Source organism: Chryseosolibacter histidinae (genome assembly GCF_018598225.1).
Classification (GTDB): domain Bacteria; phylum Bacteroidota; class Bacteroidia; order Cytophagales; family Cyclobacteriaceae; genus Chryseosolibacter; species Chryseosolibacter histidini.
Genome location: NZ_JAHESF010000081.1, coordinates 1 through 15,139 on the forward strand (window position 1 = coordinate 1; position 15,139 = coordinate 15,139).

Consider the following 15,139-nt stretch of genomic DNA (forward strand, 5'->3'; position numbering starts at 1 on the left):
ACCTGAGACCATCAGCAGCTGCTTGAAGGTCTGCGGCGACTGGGGCAACGCATAGAACTCACCGTTGTGCATGCGCGAGGGCACCACAAAATCGCGGGCGCCTTCGGGTGTGGATTTGATGAGCACAGGGGTTTCTACTTCAATGAAGTTCAAGCTGTCGAGAAAGGCACGTGTTTGCTGTGCCATCTTGTGGCGGAGCTGCAGGCTTTCGCGTACAGGATTCCTGCGCAGGTCAAGATAGCGGTATTTCATGCGGAGCTCATCTCCGCCATCGGTATCATCTTCAATGGTGAACGGCGGCAGCTTGGCAGGATTGAGTACGGTAAGCTTCGATACCTTCAGCTCGATGTCACCGGTAGCGATCTTGTCGTTTTTGGAAAGTCTTTCCACCACGGTGCCTTCCACCTGAAGAACATATTCGCGGCCCTGCTGTCGCGCAGCCTGCATCAGGGTGGCTTCCGTCGAGCTTTCGTCGAAGATCAGCTGGGTGATGCCATAGCGGTCGCGCAGGTCTATCCAGAGCACGCTTCCCTTGTCGCGCAGCCGCTGCACCCATCCTGTCAGGATAGCTTGTTTATTAACATCCGATATTCTCAGTTCACCGCAGGTATGGGTCCGTAGCATGATAGAATTATTAATTTTGTGTCCGTTTGCCTCAAGCCAGGGTTCTGCCGGTGGCAGTTTAGCCCGTTTGTTAGGCAGGCGCGAATTTAATAATACTTGACCTTTAGACGTTATATCCAATAAAATTAAAGTACTATGCCCGGGAGGTTTTTTCTGCTGTTTTTAGTGTTTTTGATGGGATTTGATCAGCCTAAACTGGTGAAAACCAAGGTGGCTGACGGCATCACGGTTTCCATTCCCCAGGGGTGGAGACCCATGGACGGACTGGACTTCACAGACCGGTATCCTTCGGTGCGCGCGCCGCTGGCCGCTTTTACGAACGAAGAAAGGCTGGTTGACTTCAGTGTGAACATTTCTGCAACCCGCTGGCCGGATGCCGACATCAAGCTGGCACAGCAGTTCTTCAAATCGAGTGTTCAGAACATGTTCGACCGTGTGGAGTTCCTCAGCGAGGGCATCCAGGAAGTGAACGGAAAGAAATTCATCTATTTCGAGATCGGGTCGCGCATCAATGGCAAGCCGGGACCACAGGAAGGGTTGAAAGATCCTGTGCTGCGATACACATACCTGCAGTACCTAGTGGAGCCGGGACGAACCCTGGTATTTTCATTCAACTGCCCCAAGCGCGACCAGGAGACCTGGCGGCCGATAGCGAAGGATATGATGCGATCGGTCAAAGTAAAATAAAGGTCTCTTATACGCGAGCTTATGGTCAATCCATTCAACGATGCCTACTTCATGGGCGAAGCGCTGAAAGAAGCGCAGAAGGCTTTTGAGATCAGCGAGATCCCCGTGGGCGCTGTGGTGGTCTGCAAGAACAGGATCATTGCCAGGGCACACAATCAAACGGAAAAGCTCACCGATGCCACGGCCCATGCCGAGATGCTGGCGGTAACGGCGGCTGCCAATTACCTGGGCTCCAAGTACCTCAACGAATGTACCCTGTATGTTACGCTGGAGCCTTGTGTGATGTGTGCCGGTGCGCTGCATTGGGTGCAACTGCAAAAGCTGGTGTTCGGCGCCTCTGATGTACAACGGGGTTACTCACTGGTGAGCACGCCGCTGCTCCATGCTAAAACTGAAGTGCAGCGGGGCGTTATGGCAGAGGAGGCCAAGGCGCTTATCGACAACTTCTTCAAGAAGCTCAGAGCATAACTGCTGCAGATCCCTGCTGGATGCAAGTGGTAAAAACCCGGGTTAATTAATCGAAACTTCCTGTTAAATTGAATTTTCTGCTCTAACTTCCCGTTGTATATTTGACAGCTTTTACAGAACTAATTGTTTAACCATAAATTTTTATCCTATGGCATTTACGCTTCCTGCACTTCCTTATGCTTTTAATGCGCTTGAACCTCACATCGATGCACGTACCATGGAGATCCACCATGGCAAACACCATAACACTTACGTTACCAATCTTAACAATGCCATTGCTGGCACCGATGCTGAAAAGTTAAGCATTGAAGAGATCTGCAAGAATATTTCAAAATACCCTGTGGCTGTACGCAACAACGGTGGCGGACACTACAACCACAGTTTGTTCTGGACTGTGCTGGCAGCCAACGCTGGAGGTCAGCCCACCGGTGCTGTAGCCGAAGCTATCAACGCTGCCTTTACAAGCTTCGATGAGTTCAAAACAAAATTCGCTGCTGCCGCAACGGGCAGGTTCGGTTCAGGCTGGGCATGGCTGATCAAAGACGGAAGTGGCAAGCTGCAGATCACGTCAACGCCGAACCAGGACAACCCCCTGATGGATGTTGCGGAAGTGAAGGGCACGCCGATCCTGGGTCTTGACGTATGGGAGCACGCCTACTACCTCAACTACCAGAACAGAAGGCCCGACTACATCACAGCTTTCTGGAACGTGGTGAACTGGAACGAGGTAGCAAAAAGACTTGCTGCGAAATAATTCTTCCTTCAGATAACGAAATCTTTTCACGGTGCTGTGGCTTACGCTGCAGCACTTTTCATTTTAAAACGTTTTTAAAAATGTACAGGTCTCTACTTCCATTATCACTTGTTTCCATGATGGTGTTCTCCTGCGCTCAACGCGATGCAGACGAAACACTGAAAGAAAATATCAAGGCCGAGCTCGGTGCGCAGCGCGGTGTTTTTGCTGTTGCCTTCAAAGACCTCACCACAGGGCGTGAGATCCTCATCAATGAGCATGAAACCTTTCACGCCGCCAGCACCATGAAGACTCCGGTGATGATCGAAGCATTTAAGCAGGCGGAGGCGGGCAGGTTTTCACTGGACGATTCCCTGATAGTCAAGAACGAATTCAGAAGCATTGTCGATAGCAGCACCTACAGTCTTGACGCGGAAGATGACAGCGAAAAGAAGCTGTATGAGCAGGTGGGAACAAAGAGAACGATCGCAGCGCTCATCTATGACATGATCATTGTGAGCAGCAACCTGGCCACCAACATGGTGATAGAGCTTGTTGACGCGAAGAAAGTAACGCAGACCATGCGTGACCTCGGCGCGAACGACATCCAGGTGCTGAGAGGCGTAGAAGATTCGAAAGCTTTTCAGAAAGGATTGAACAACACCACCACGGCTTATGACCTCATGCTCATCTTCGAGAAGATCGCCAGGGGTGAGATGGTGAGCAAAACGGCATCGGAAGCGATGACCCGCATTCTGCTCGATCAGAAGTTTAAGGAGATCATCCCGGCAAAACTTCCCGCCGATGTGAAGGTGGCGCACAAAACAGGCAGCATCGGCGGTGTGCGCCACGACTCCGGTATTGTACTGTTACCCGATGGACGTAAATATGTGCTGGTGATCCTCTCCAAAAAACTGGAAGATGAAAAATCCGCTGTCAACGCCATGGCTAAAGTTTCAGAAATGATCTATAAGTCTGTGACGGAGTGAATTTGAACTAAAAAGGATCGTTAAAAGCGATCCTTTTTTTATTTTATACCGATCTGAGAAAGAATGTTCGCAGCTACTCTCTCTTGATCACGTACACCACCCCGGCGCGTATGGCTACATAACCGTGAACGGTGTACACATCCGCCATACTTTCGAAATACCAGTTGCGGCCGGGCTTCAGCGGCTTAGACCAGCCTCCACCAATAGCGATATCATTTGCACCTACCAGTCCGCGTAAGCGAAGAAAAGCTTCCTTCACCGGAAACCACCGGCCACCCATCACAAGGCTTACCTGTTGGTGCTCTGTCCAGTATTCTACACCTCCGGTAGCAGTGAACTTTCGTGTCAGGAAGTAATTCAGCTCCGCGGAAGCCTGTGCTTTTTCAAAGTAGCCGTCCTGGTCTGACCGGATCAGGTCAAGGTTGGCGCCGATCATAAAATCTTTGGCGATCTGACTAAAAGCGGTTGAAGTGATCAATATCAGGACGAGCGACAGGAAGCGTTTTTTCATTTTAGATTTTATTGCCGAAGCTATCAGGATCAAATTTCAATTTTTAAAATCGTAAATCTAAAATCGTACCTCTGAAATAAGATCATTTTTTCTCTTCCAGCATTTTCTGAATGGCCATGTACTCATCGCGTAGTTTTGCGGCTTCCATAAACTCGAGCTCTTTTGCTGCTTTCTCCATGGCTTTGCGTGTGCGCTCGGCCATTTTGGTGAGCTCGTCTTTGCTGAGGTAAGCCACTACCGGATCGGCAGCAAGCGTGACCTCTTCATTCTCCACATAATAACGCCTGACGGATTTTTTCGAATCGGCAACTTTTGTTTGGCCGAGGATCGCCTCTTTTGACTTCAGCACTGTTTTGGGTACGATGCCGTGCTTGAGGTTGTAGTCCATCTGGATCTTGCGCCTGCGGTTGGTCTCTTCAATGGCTACCTGCATGGATTCTGTGATGCTATCGGCGTACATGATCACCTTTCCGTTCTCGTTACGGGCGGCGCGGCCGATGGTCTGCACCAACGAGCGCTGGTTGCGCAGGAAGCCCTCCTTGTCAGCATCCAGGATGGCCACGAGCGAAACTTCAGGCAGGTCGAGTCCTTCCCGCAGCAGGTTCACACCTACCAGCACATCGTATACACCGAGGCGAAGCTCGCGCAGCAGCTCAACACGTTCGAGCGTATGCACTTCAGAGTGAATGTAGCGGCACTTGATACCGGCGCGCTCCATGAACTTGGTAAGCTCTTCGGCCATACGTTTGGTCAGCGTGGTCACCAGCACCCGTTCTTTTTTCTTCACACGCTCGTCTATTTCTTCCAGCAGGTCATCGATCTGGTTTTTGCTGGGCCGCACATCGATCTCGGGATCGAGCAGTCCTGTGGGACGGATGAGCTGTTCCACCACAATACCTTCGGACTTGCGCAGCTCGTATTCGCTGGGTGTGGCGCTGACATACACCACCTGGTTCACCATGGCTTCGAACTCATTGAAAGTGAGGGGGCGGTTATCGAGCGCCGAAGGAAGCCTGAAACCAAAATCAACGAGGTTCACTTTCCTGGAACGGTCGCCACCCCACATGGCCCTGATCTGCGGCACGGTGACGTGACTCTCGTCAATGATGATGAGGAAATCGTCAGGGAAATAGTCGATGAGGCAGAAGGGACGTGCGCCGGGTTGCCTGCGGTCAAAGTAACGTGAGTAGTTCTCGATGCCCGAGCAGTAGCCGAGCTCGCGCATCATCTCCAGGTCGAATTCAGTACGTTCTTTCAGGCGTTTGGCTTCGAGGTGCCGGAGGTCAGCCTCGAACATCTTCACCTGGTTCACCATGTCGTTTTGTATTTCATGGATCGCCACCTGCAGCGCATCCTTGCCGGTAACGAACAGGTTGGCGGGAAATATGGTCACGACCTTTTCGTCGGAGATCTTCTTTCCCGTCTGCGGATCGATGCGTTGAATGGATTCGATCTCATCGCCCCAGAAGTAAATGCGCAGCGCATAATCGGCGTACGCCAGGAACACATCAACGGTGTCGCCTTTTACCCGGAACGTGCCCCTTTTGAATTCCACTTCGGTGCGATTGTACAGGATGTCTACCAGTGCAAACAACAGCCGGTTGCGGGCGATCACCTCACCCACTTTCAGCTTGATCACGTTCTTGCCGAACTCGTCCGGGTTGCCGATACCGTAAATGCACGATACGGAAGCCACTACTATCACGTCGCGCCTGCCGGTGAGCAGTGACGATGTGGCGCTCAGCCTGAGCTTTTCGATCTCCTCGTTGATGGAGAGATCTTTTTCGATATAAAGACCCGACGAAGGAATGTAGGCCTCTGGTTGATAGTAATCGTAATACGAGATAAAATACTCTACGGCGTTTTCGGGAAAGAACTGTTTGAACTCACCATACAGCTGGGCGGCCAGGGTTTTGTTGTGGCTGAGCACGAGTGTTGGCCGGTTGCTTTGCGCGATGACGTTGGCCATGGTGAACGTTTTGCCTGATCCGGTAACGCCCAGCAGGGTCTGGTGCCGTTCTCCCTCGTTGATGCCTGTTAACAGCTGTTTGATGGCTTGCGGCTGATCGCCGGTAGGTACGTATTCGCTTATCAGTTTAAAATCCATAATTCAATCGGTAAGTGTGAGTGGTCAGTGATTTGTACACAAATCAAATGCCCCTTGCTGACAACAGTATGTCAGCAACAATACAATAATTAAATTAATGAATTAGTTCTAAACCAGCTTTCCAGCCTCAAATCTGAGATCGTAGATCGAAAATCGTAAATTCTCGATATTAGTTATTCCAGATCGTCCATGATTTTTCGGCCTGCACATGCAGCATTTCGAGCCCGTTCTTAATGGTTGCGCCCCGAATCTCGGCTTTCTGGAGAAATAGGGTGCGTGCAGGGTTGTAGATCAGGTCGTAAACATAATGTTCGGCGCCGATCTTTTCGTAATCGATGGGGGGCATGGTGGAGGTGTTGGGGTGCATGCCCAGGGGGGTGGTATTGATGATGAGGTGCGATTCGGTGATCAGCTTCGGGTTTTTCTGTACGTCCTCGTAGGTGAGATGGCCTTTCGATGCTTCGCGCGATACGATCTTGAAATCCATCTTCATTTTGGTGAGGGCCTGCTGCACAGCTTTTGAAGATCCGCCCGTGCCAAGGATCAGGGCTTTAAAGGTTTTGTCTTTGGGAAGCCACTTCTCGATGGTTTCGAGAAATGCGCCGGAGTCGGTATTGAAGCCTTTGCGTTTGCCGTCTTTAAATTTGATCACGTTCACGGCGCCGATCTTTTTGGCGTCGGGGTCTACTTCGTCGAGGAACTGGATCACCTGCTCTTTGTAGGGCAGGGTCACATTCAGGCCGGTTAGTCCTTTCGTATTTTTGATCAGGTTCTCGATCTCGCTGATGTTATTCAGCGGAAACAGCTCGTAGTGGTGATCGCGTAAACCCTCGCGAAAGAATTTCTCGTCGAAATAAGCCTTAGAGAATGAATGACTAACGGTTTGGCCGATCAGCCCAAATACTTTTTCCATGATCAGATTTTTGTTTTAAGTCTGCAGCAATCTTTGTCAAATAAACCACTCGCGCACGGGCGCTTCAATGGCTGAAAAACTGAGGGGTTTTGTTGTAATGCTCCGGATCTTCCGGCAATGTTTTTCAAATCAGCCTGCAAAGCTAAGGTAACGCTTTGATAATGAGCAAACATCTGCGGATAAATCTTGTAGCGCCGGCCAAAATGAGAAAACAGCCGGTTAAAAACAAGTCATTATCCATCGCCTTTACACAGCCTGTTAATCAATCTCGAATGGTGGTGCGGTATTGCTTTTCTTTTTTTCAATACCGAGGAAATGTAAAAAGGTATCACCGCGCAAGCCAAGACGGATGGTTTCGAGCGGAATTACTTCTTCAGGTGCAATATTGCCAAGATTAACATTGGCGCCCAGCAGTTTGATGAACCACACCTGCTGCGCTTTTTGAGGAGCTTCCCAGATAATTTTTTCGAACGGTATTTTAGTCAGGATCTCCTGTACAAGCCCTGACCTTACTTCACCGGTAGAACGGAACAGACCCACGTTACCGCCTTCGCGTGCTTCGCCGATCACTTTCCACGCTCCTGCATCGAGCTCTTTCTGCATGAGATCGATCCACATATACGGTGGTATGATCTTGTCTGCATCTTTCGAGCCTACTTCCGAGAGCACCGTTACCTGCTCGGAAAGCCTGGCGATGTAATCACATTTTTTATCGTGGTCGAGATCAATCGAGCCGTCTGATACTTCGGCGAAAGACATATCGAACTTATCGAGCAGGCGGCGGTAATCGTCGAACTGATCACGGATCACAAAGGCCTCGAAGAGTGTTCCACCGAAATACACGGGGATACCGGCTTCTTTGAAAACACGGAGTTTGTCTTTGAGGTTGGGCGTTACAAAGGAGGTAGCCCAACCGAGCTTTACAATGTCGATATGATCGGCACAGGTGCTAACAAAATCTTCGGCTTCGCGGATGCTCAGGCCCTTATCCATGGCCATAGTAAAACCATATTGCCTGGGCTTGGTTGTACGCTCAGGCAGATTTTTAAGGTCGTAATTCATTAATGGTTTTCTTTTCTAAACTGTTCGATGATCTTGTGCAAAGCCTTCTGGGTTTCGATCTTCGGAAAAAAATCGAATAATGCAGTGTGACCATCAAAGTCCAAAATTAACGCATTTTCCAAATAATTAAAGGCCTCTTTGAATTTGCCGGCCTCGATAAGGTACACGGTCATGCGGTAGAACAGCTCGGCGTCGTCAGGGATCGTGTCAAATCCTTCCAGTAAAATATCCGTTGCTTTGAGGTAATCGCCCTGCTCGTAGTAAATAAACGACCAGTTCAGCCAGATTTCCTTGTCTTCGGGGTCAAGCTTGCTGGCTTCCTCGTAGGCATCGATGCTCGAAATGGTGTTGCCGATCTTGAACTCTGCGTGCGCCACGGATTTCCAATACTCTGCATTTTCGGTGTGCAGCTTCAGGGCTTTGTTGTAGAAGTGGAGTGCCTGGTGCCACTTTTCCAGCTTCTCCAGGCATGCGCCTGCGCCATACCAGGCTTCGTCGTACAGTGTGTCGAGCTTGGTGGCTTTCTGAAAATATTTGAGTCCCAGCTCGTATTGCTCCAGGCTCTCGTAAGCGGCGCCAATGCAGCAATATACTTCCGGGCTCGGGCCTTCCAGCTCTACGGTTTTTTTAAATGCGTCCAGCGCCTTGGTGTGCTGCTGCAGGTTCATGTAGGTGTTGCCCATGTTGAACCACGCAGAGGCGAAGTTATCGTCGATGGTGATGGCGTAGTCGTAAGCCTGCAGCGCCTCGTCATACTTCTCGAGCTTGTTGTACACAATGCCGAGGTTGTACCACGCTGCCGCCGAGTATGGATCTTCGTCGATGAATTTCTGGTAGTAGGCCACGCTGCTCTCCAGCTGACCCGTGATGTCGAGGCAATACGCCAGCTCGTACAATGCGCCGTCGTGATTCAGGTTGATCTCGATGGCTTTTTTGTATGCTTTGATAGCGCCGCCGAAATCTTCCATGCTCTGGCGGGCAAGGCCGATGTTGTAATAAACCTCATCCTTGTCTTCTGCCAGCATCAGGGCCTCTTCATAGTTTTGAATGGCCTCTTTGAATTTTCCCTGAAGCGATAATATGGAACCCTTGGTGATAAAGATCTCCGGGTCGTTGGGCTGAAGGGAGTGAGCCTGTTCCAGCAGCTCAAGCGCCTGGGTGTAATCTTCAAGATTAGACAACACCTGTGCCTTGACCACGATCAATTCTGTGGAAAAAGGATATTGATTGATGGCCTGGTTGACAGCCTGCAGCGCACGGGTGTGCTTGCCGCGGAACATGTAGTAATCGATAATTTCTTCGTAAGCGTCAAGATCGAAAAACTCTGGTTTCTTTTTTCGAAGGTGGTCTTCGAATCTCTTAATCAGCTCGTTTTCCTCTTCTCTTTTGCGGTATTCTCTCGACATTGACTGAAACGGTTTTTCTAAAATAGAGAAAATCTGGTGTAAAGGTAAATTTATTTAGGTCATTTTTAACGTTTGGCCTGTTTCATGTAATATTCGCAGCACCATTCAAGGGTTTGGTCAATCGTTTGAAATTCGAAATTGAGCTGTTTTTTTATTTTCTCATTGCGGTAAAGAAAACGCGTACCGGCAAAACGTGCTGTTTCGCGGGTTATGAGCGGCTCCGAACGGCTGAGCCACGAACGTACACTTTCTCCTGCGGCAACTAACCTGAGTACAGTTTTATTCAAGCGCATTGCAGGTGGTTTTTTGCTGAACCGGACGGCCATCTTGCTGAGGAATTCCGGCAACGCAATGGCACCTGCATTCAGAATGAAACGCTCTCCGCGATGATCTGCGCGCAGCAGCCGGTATGTTGCGTCGGCCACATCGCGTACATCCACATAGTTGAGAAAGCTGTCGACGTAGAACGGACGCTCGTCCCACACATACTTAAAAAGTTTGGCGCTGCTCTTGTTCCAGTCCGCGCCCGCCAGGATCACTGACGGATTCACGATCACGGTGTTCAGTCCTTCTTCATGCGCTCTGAATACTTCAAGCTCTGCCAGGTATTTTGACTCTGCATATGTGCTGTTCAGCGGATTGTCTGTCCACTTCTGACCTTCATCAATTTCGGATTGTCCCTTCAGGCGGCCCAGCGCGGCAACGGAGCTGATGTAGACCAGTTTTTTTACCTGGCCGATGAGGCATGCGTTCACTACGTTGCGTGTTCCCTCTACGTTCACCCTGAAGATCTTGCGCGCATCGCGTGGGTTGAAAGAGACCATGGCGGCAGCATGGATCACCTCACTCACATTCTCCAGCGCTTCGCCCATAGACACAGGGTCAAGGATGTCTGCATCTTTCCATTGGATGGATGACTGCACATCTGCCAGCAATGAAACATCGCTGTTCTTTCGTTTCAAAGCAATGAAGGGCTCACCCTGCGCGAGCAGTTTCCTGACAATAAAACTTCCCAACAAACCATTGGCTCCTGTTACTGCAATCATAGTGAGTTATTGAGGAGCGGTAAAGATAAAGCTTTCCTGAAGTATTTTGTGGTCATTGTTTTTTCTAACAGCGCGGCGTGTTTCAGGTGATGACAGTCGCTGCCCAGCCAGTGTACCCAGCCGCGGTCTATGTATTTGAGCGCCATGCGCTGCACGGGTTTGGAATAATACCCGGTTATGGAGCTGATGTTCAGCTGAAACAGCACACCCCTGTCGAGCAGGTCCTGTGCCTTATCAAAATTGCCGTGCAGGTATAAATACCGTTCAGGATGCGCCAGGATGAGCTTATAACCTTTTGACGATGCCAGAAAAATGAACTCCTTCAGATTGAAGGGCTCCGTAATAAAATTAGTTTCGAAAAGCACATAATTCTGGCCGATGGTGAGCAGCGGCTGGTTTGCCTCCAGCATGGCCATCAGGTTTTCATCCAGGTAATATTCGGCGGCGGCTTCGATCTCCACAGGGATATTCTTTGCGGCAAGGTGTGCCTTTAAGATCGCCAGCTTCTCGCGGATGCCGGATGCTGTGTTCCGGTAAATATCGTTCATCACATGCGGCGTGGTAATGAGCTTCCGGTAGCCAAGTGCGTGAAAATATGAGATGATACGCTCCGCTTCCTCAAGGTCTTTCACACCATCGTCAAGCTGTGGAAGCAGGTGCGAGTGGATGTCAACCGTGAGCAGTTGGTGTGCGGCAATATCCTTTTTTTTGAACCAGTTAAACACTAGCGTCTGAAGATTGACTTTATTTTTCCGGGACTGCCATTTTCTTCATAATAACCGTATCCGTACGTTTTTCCGGACGACGGCACTGCGTTGAGCAACGTTGTTATGTTCGAGAACTTGTTGATGCTGATGATACGCTGCAGGTTGGAAAGGAATTCCTTCTTCGAATAGTTGGCGCGGAACACATAAACAGAGATATCGGCGCTTTTCATCGCCACGATGCCATCGGTAACAAGGCCTACCGGCGGCGTGTCCATCACAATGCAGTCGTAATGTTCCTTCAGCTCTGCCAGCAGCGTTGTGAACTCGGTATTCATCAGCAGCTCAGAAGGGTTGGGCGGATGCGGCCCGGAAGGAAGATAGTCGAAGTTGTTAAGCGGCATTCGCACTACACATTCCTGCCATAAATCTTTGCGGATCAGTACGGTGCTCACACCTTTCGAAGGATCGCTTTCGTTGGCCGCCATATTGGTCTTTGCCTTGCGCATGTCGAGGTCGATGAGGATGACCTTCTTTTTCGACAGGGCCATGGCGCCGCCGAGGTTCATGGCAATGAACGACTTGCCTTCTCCTGAAACGGTGGAAGAAACGGCGATCACTTTTTTCTTTGCGGCAATATTGAAGAAGTCGAGGTTTGTTCTCAAGGTGCGGATGGCTTCGCTCACCATCGACCTTGGGTAATCCTTCACGTGCAGTCCTTCGTCTTTCTGCTTCATCATCGGCACTGCGCCCAGCAGCGGCGCCGTTGTATTCTTTTCGAGCTCGTTTACACCGGTGATCCTGTTGTTGGCCAGGTAAGAGACGCCGATGAAAAAGAAGATGAACACCATGCTTGCCACGAAGCCGGCCCCGGCAACCATCATGTTATTAGGCGAAATGGGTTTGAGCGAGAGGCTGGCGGGGGCAAGTACGCGGAAATCGGGGATGCTGCCGGCCATGGCGATCTCAAACTGCGATTTCGACTGCATGAGGGTGAGGTAGAACTCTTCATACAGCTTGTAAAAACGCTGGTTCTTGGAGAACTCGGTATTCTTGTCGGGCAGGCTTGCAAACTGTTTCTCCATGGCGGCTTTGCGCTGGTTCACCTCCTGCAGCCTTTTGTGCCATTCATCGCGCAGGCCGGTAAGCTGATCGAGGCTCTTGGCTTTTAATACCTCTATTTCTTTTGCTTTCTGCCGGTAAGCAAACGTGATCTCCTGGTATGAGAGCTTCAGCTTATCCTGTTCCAGCTGCAGCTGTTGCAGGGCATCGAGCTGTGTGTTCATAACAGGAGGAAGCTGCTGGCGCAGCATGATGGGCAGCTGAAACTCGCCATTGTTGAGCCGGTTAACAAAAAGATCCAGGTCAGCAAGCCTCCGGGCATAGTGGTAGCGTTGCGAATCGAGCTTGTTGATGCCGATGATCGTTTCCTTGAGGTCTTCGTCCAGGTTGGAGGTCTTGTTCTGCAGCGTGAAGTTCTCGAAATAGTTTTCGTGGGCCTCCATCTTCTTTTCGATCTGGCTCAGCTCGTTGGTAAGCCAGTCAATCTTCTGCTTGTTGGCGAGGTTCTTCTGCTCGTTGCTGAATTGAAGATAAAGCGAATCGATCTTGCTGAGCACTGCCTGTGCCTTGTAGGGATTGTAGTCTTTGAAAGAAATGCGGATGGTGTTGGCGTTGTAGTTCAGCGGCTCGGCTGTGAGGTTTTTTCTCAGGTAATCCAGCAAGGTGCTGCGGCTGTTGATCACCAGGAAATATCCGATCTCGTCGCCTTTTTTAAAATTGTCATTGCGTTTCAGTATCAGCTCCAGGTCATGGATCTTTACTCGTTCCGCATAACGGCCTATGACCTCCTTATCGTCGCGTAGCTGTAATTTAAATTGCCGCTCGTCCACCTCTTCGAAGGCGATGGGCTGATTATACAGGCTGTGATTTTTGTTGAAATAAACGACAGTGGCGGGAGGGTTGTGAAAGAGCTCTTCGTTGAGCACCCTGCCCACGCTGAAGAAGCTCACATCGAAGGCCGAAAAATCGAGCACACGGTTCAAAAAAAGCTCAGACTGGATGATCTCGATCTCGCCGGAAACAAGGTTGCGGTTCTTGTCTTCCATCATCATCGTCTCGATGCCGAGCTCGGAGGCTTCGTCTTTCACTTCCAGCTTCAGCTCGGAGCTTGACTGGTAGAGGTTTTTGGTATAACGGATAAAAGCATACGCGGTGGCGTTGGCGAGAATGAATATCAGCGCTATCCACATCCAGTTGCTGCGGAGAATGAGCTTCAGTTTATCGAAGTCGATCTCCGGAGAAGCCATGGGCTGTATGTTCTGGTTGTATTCCAAGGATCTATGCTCAGTTGTTGTTATTATCCACCTGTAAAATAACCACTACCAGCGTTGCCAGACTGGTAACGATGCTGACCAGGGGACCATACTCGCGAAGGCTTTCGGAAAGCGGCCGGCGAACCGGCTCAACGTATACGATATCGCCTGGGGTCATGATCATATCGTTTTTCAGGTATCCCGCAAAGGTGCTGAAGTCTGCTATAAATACTTTGTCGCCCCGCAGCACCCGGATGTTGTGTGCCTTTGCCTCCGTGGCAAACCCTTTGGCGAGCGCAAGTACTTCCGTCAGGCGCGTGTTCTCGTTTGCCAGCGGAATCACCTGCCCGCCAGGCGCACCCAGCACGATCACCCGTTTGTTGGTGTACGCAAGGGTCACGAACGGCTCACGGTAAAACTTACTGTATTCTTTCTGCAATACTTCCTCCGCCTGCTTCAGGGTGAGGCCCTCCAGCTTGATCTCGCTGACCATCGGGAGTTTAACCATACCGTTGATATCCACGAGGTAGGTTTCGCTCTCTTTAGCCTGGCCCTGGCCGCCGGCGCCCTGCTTGAACGACTCGAGGTTGGGATCGATGATTTTCTCTCCGAGGTTCGTGTTGACGTCCAGCCGCAGCAAGTCATTTTTCTGGATCACGTAGTTGGCTTCAGCATTTTTTACCTGCTGCACCACATCGCCCGGAGCGACGTTGAACATGATGTTTTGTTTGTAGGAAGCACAGGACGAAAAAATAAATCCTATGGCAAGGCAGTTTAAAAGATCCTGTATTCTCAACGGTAGCGTTAGTTTGTCAGTCAGGTGAAATTACTGATTTTCTCAGTAATTCATCCAGCGTAGGCAAAACAGCATCCTTCTCCGATATCACCGGGTCTTTGACCGCCCACTGAATGTTCAACCGGGGGTCGTTCCACACAATGCCCAATTCCGATGGCTTATGATAGAAGTTGGTGCACTTGTAATAGAAGATCGTGTCTTCCAGTGCAGCAAAGCCATGGGCAAATCCCTCAGGCACCATCATCATGTTGCGCTTTTCGCTGTCAAGTGTGCAATAGTAGGTCTGGCCAAAGGTGGGTGAGGTTTTCCGGAGATCGACCACAACGTCCTGCACTTTTCCACTGAGAACAGTCACCAGCTTACCTTGTGCGTAGGGAGACTTTTGAAAGTGCAGGCCCCGTATCACACCCTTTTTCGAAAATGAGGTATTCTCCTGAACGAAGTCCGCTTTTATACCTGCCGCTTCGAAAGTCCTCTTATTAAAAAATTCATAAAACCAGCCTCTGTTATCTTCGAATATGGCCGGTATGATCTCGATAAGTCCACTAATACCGGTCTCTTTTATCTGCATGAATCAAGATGCTTTTTTTAGCTGTTTCAGGGCGTGAAGATACTTCTTAATAACGAAAGATTCATCGTACTCAGTTTCCATTTTTAACCGGCCGTTGCGGCCAAACTGCTGCAGCGCTTCGTTGTCAAGGCCGGCTATCTGCTTCATTTTATCGGCCAGGTCGTCGGCGTCTTTCATCTTGCACAGCAGCCCGTTGTAGTTGTGCAC

15 protein-coding genes and 1 pseudogene are annotated in these 15,139 nt (G+C 50.1%); 4 read left to right on the forward strand and 12 right to left on the reverse strand.

Annotation, left to right across the window (positions count from 1 at the left end; all coding sequences use genetic code 11):
• Window positions 1–624, reverse strand: a 624-nt coding sequence (locus tag KK083_RS32050; protein ID WP_254170250.1) for an amino acid--tRNA ligase-related protein, incomplete at its 3' end; no start/stop codon positions are given.
• 135 nt (window positions 625–759) lie between these two features.
• Here KK083_RS32050 and KK083_RS32055 point away from each other — a divergent pair.
• From KK083_RS32055 to KK083_RS32070, 4 genes are all read left to right on the forward strand, one after another.
• Window positions 760–1,311, forward strand: coding sequence for a hypothetical protein (locus KK083_RS32055; protein WP_254170251.1), 552 nt, complete (start codon window positions 760–762; stop codon window positions 1,309–1,311).
• 21 nt (window positions 1,312–1,332) lie between these two features.
• Entirely contained in the window at window positions 1,333–1,779 is a 447-nt protein-coding gene (locus KK083_RS32060; RefSeq protein ID WP_254170252.1) for a nucleoside deaminase, read from the forward strand.
• 148 nt (window positions 1,780–1,927) lie between these two features.
• A complete protein-coding gene (locus KK083_RS32065) occupies window positions 1,928–2,533 on the forward strand; it encodes a superoxide dismutase (RefSeq protein WP_254170253.1) in 606 nt (201 codons plus the stop codon).
• 80 nt (window positions 2,534–2,613) lie between these two features.
• Window positions 2,614–3,501 (forward strand): serine hydrolase, encoded by an 888-nt coding sequence (locus KK083_RS32070; protein WP_254170254.1) that lies wholly within the window; start codon window positions 2,614–2,616, stop codon window positions 3,499–3,501.
• 73 nt (window positions 3,502–3,574) lie between these two features.
• Here the strand turns inward: KK083_RS32070 and KK083_RS32075 are convergent, their stop codons facing one another.
• The 11 genes and pseudogenes from KK083_RS32075 to KK083_RS32125 form a co-directional block, all read right to left on the reverse strand.
• Window positions 3,575–4,012 (reverse strand): hypothetical protein, encoded by a 438-nt coding sequence (locus KK083_RS32075; RefSeq protein WP_254170255.1) that lies wholly within the window; start codon window positions 4,010–4,012, stop codon window positions 3,575–3,577.
• Between the two features lie 82 nt (window positions 4,013–4,094).
• Entirely contained in the window at window positions 4,095–6,119 is a 2,025-nt protein-coding gene (gene uvrB, locus KK083_RS32080) for an excinuclease ABC subunit UvrB (RefSeq protein WP_254170256.1), read from the reverse strand.
• A gap of 169 nt (window positions 6,120–6,288) precedes the next feature.
• Window positions 6,289–7,032, reverse strand: a complete 744-nt coding sequence (locus KK083_RS32085; RefSeq protein ID WP_254170257.1) for a shikimate dehydrogenase family protein — start codon at window positions 7,030–7,032, stop codon at window positions 6,289–6,291.
• Between the two features lie 258 nt (window positions 7,033–7,290).
• The gene (locus KK083_RS32090) at window positions 7,291–8,094 is read right to left on the reverse strand and encodes a phosphosulfolactate synthase (protein ID WP_254170258.1); all 804 of its coding nucleotides are present in this window, start codon (window positions 8,092–8,094) and stop codon (window positions 7,291–7,293) included.
• On the reverse strand, window positions 8,094–9,500 hold the full coding sequence (locus KK083_RS32095) for a tetratricopeptide repeat protein (protein WP_254170259.1): 1,407 nt from the start codon (window positions 9,498–9,500) through the stop codon (window positions 8,094–8,096). Before KK083_RS32095 ends, KK083_RS32090 begins: the two co-directional genes overlap by 1 nt.
• 65 nt (window positions 9,501–9,565) lie before the next feature.
• Window positions 9,566–10,546, reverse strand: a complete 981-nt coding sequence (locus KK083_RS32100) for an NAD-dependent epimerase/dehydratase family protein (RefSeq protein ID WP_254170260.1) — start codon at window positions 10,544–10,546, stop codon at window positions 9,566–9,568.
• On the reverse strand, window positions 10,543–11,271 hold the full coding sequence (locus KK083_RS32105) for a tyrosine-protein phosphatase (RefSeq protein ID WP_254170261.1): 729 nt from the start codon (window positions 11,269–11,271) through the stop codon (window positions 10,543–10,545). The genes KK083_RS32100 and KK083_RS32105 overlap by 4 nt, the downstream gene beginning before the upstream one ends.
• Window positions 11,271–13,586, reverse strand: coding sequence for a GumC family protein (locus KK083_RS32110; protein ID WP_254170262.1), 2,316 nt, complete (start codon window positions 13,584–13,586; stop codon window positions 11,271–11,273). Before KK083_RS32110 ends, KK083_RS32105 begins: the two co-directional genes overlap by 1 nt.
• Before the next feature lie 10 nt (window positions 13,587–13,596).
• Window positions 13,597–14,283 (reverse strand): polysaccharide biosynthesis/export family protein, encoded by a 687-nt coding sequence (locus KK083_RS32115; RefSeq protein WP_254170263.1) that lies wholly within the window; start codon window positions 14,281–14,283, stop codon window positions 13,597–13,599.
• 94 nt (window positions 14,284–14,377) lie between these two features.
• The gene (rfbC, locus tag KK083_RS32120; protein WP_254170264.1) at window positions 14,378–14,932 is read right to left on the reverse strand and encodes a dTDP-4-dehydrorhamnose 3,5-epimerase; all 555 of its coding nucleotides are present in this window, start codon (window positions 14,930–14,932) and stop codon (window positions 14,378–14,380) included.
• A gap of 3 nt (window positions 14,933–14,935) precedes the next feature.
• Window positions 14,936–15,139, reverse strand: a pseudogene (locus KK083_RS32125) (glycosyltransferase family 1 protein); the annotation flags it as partial.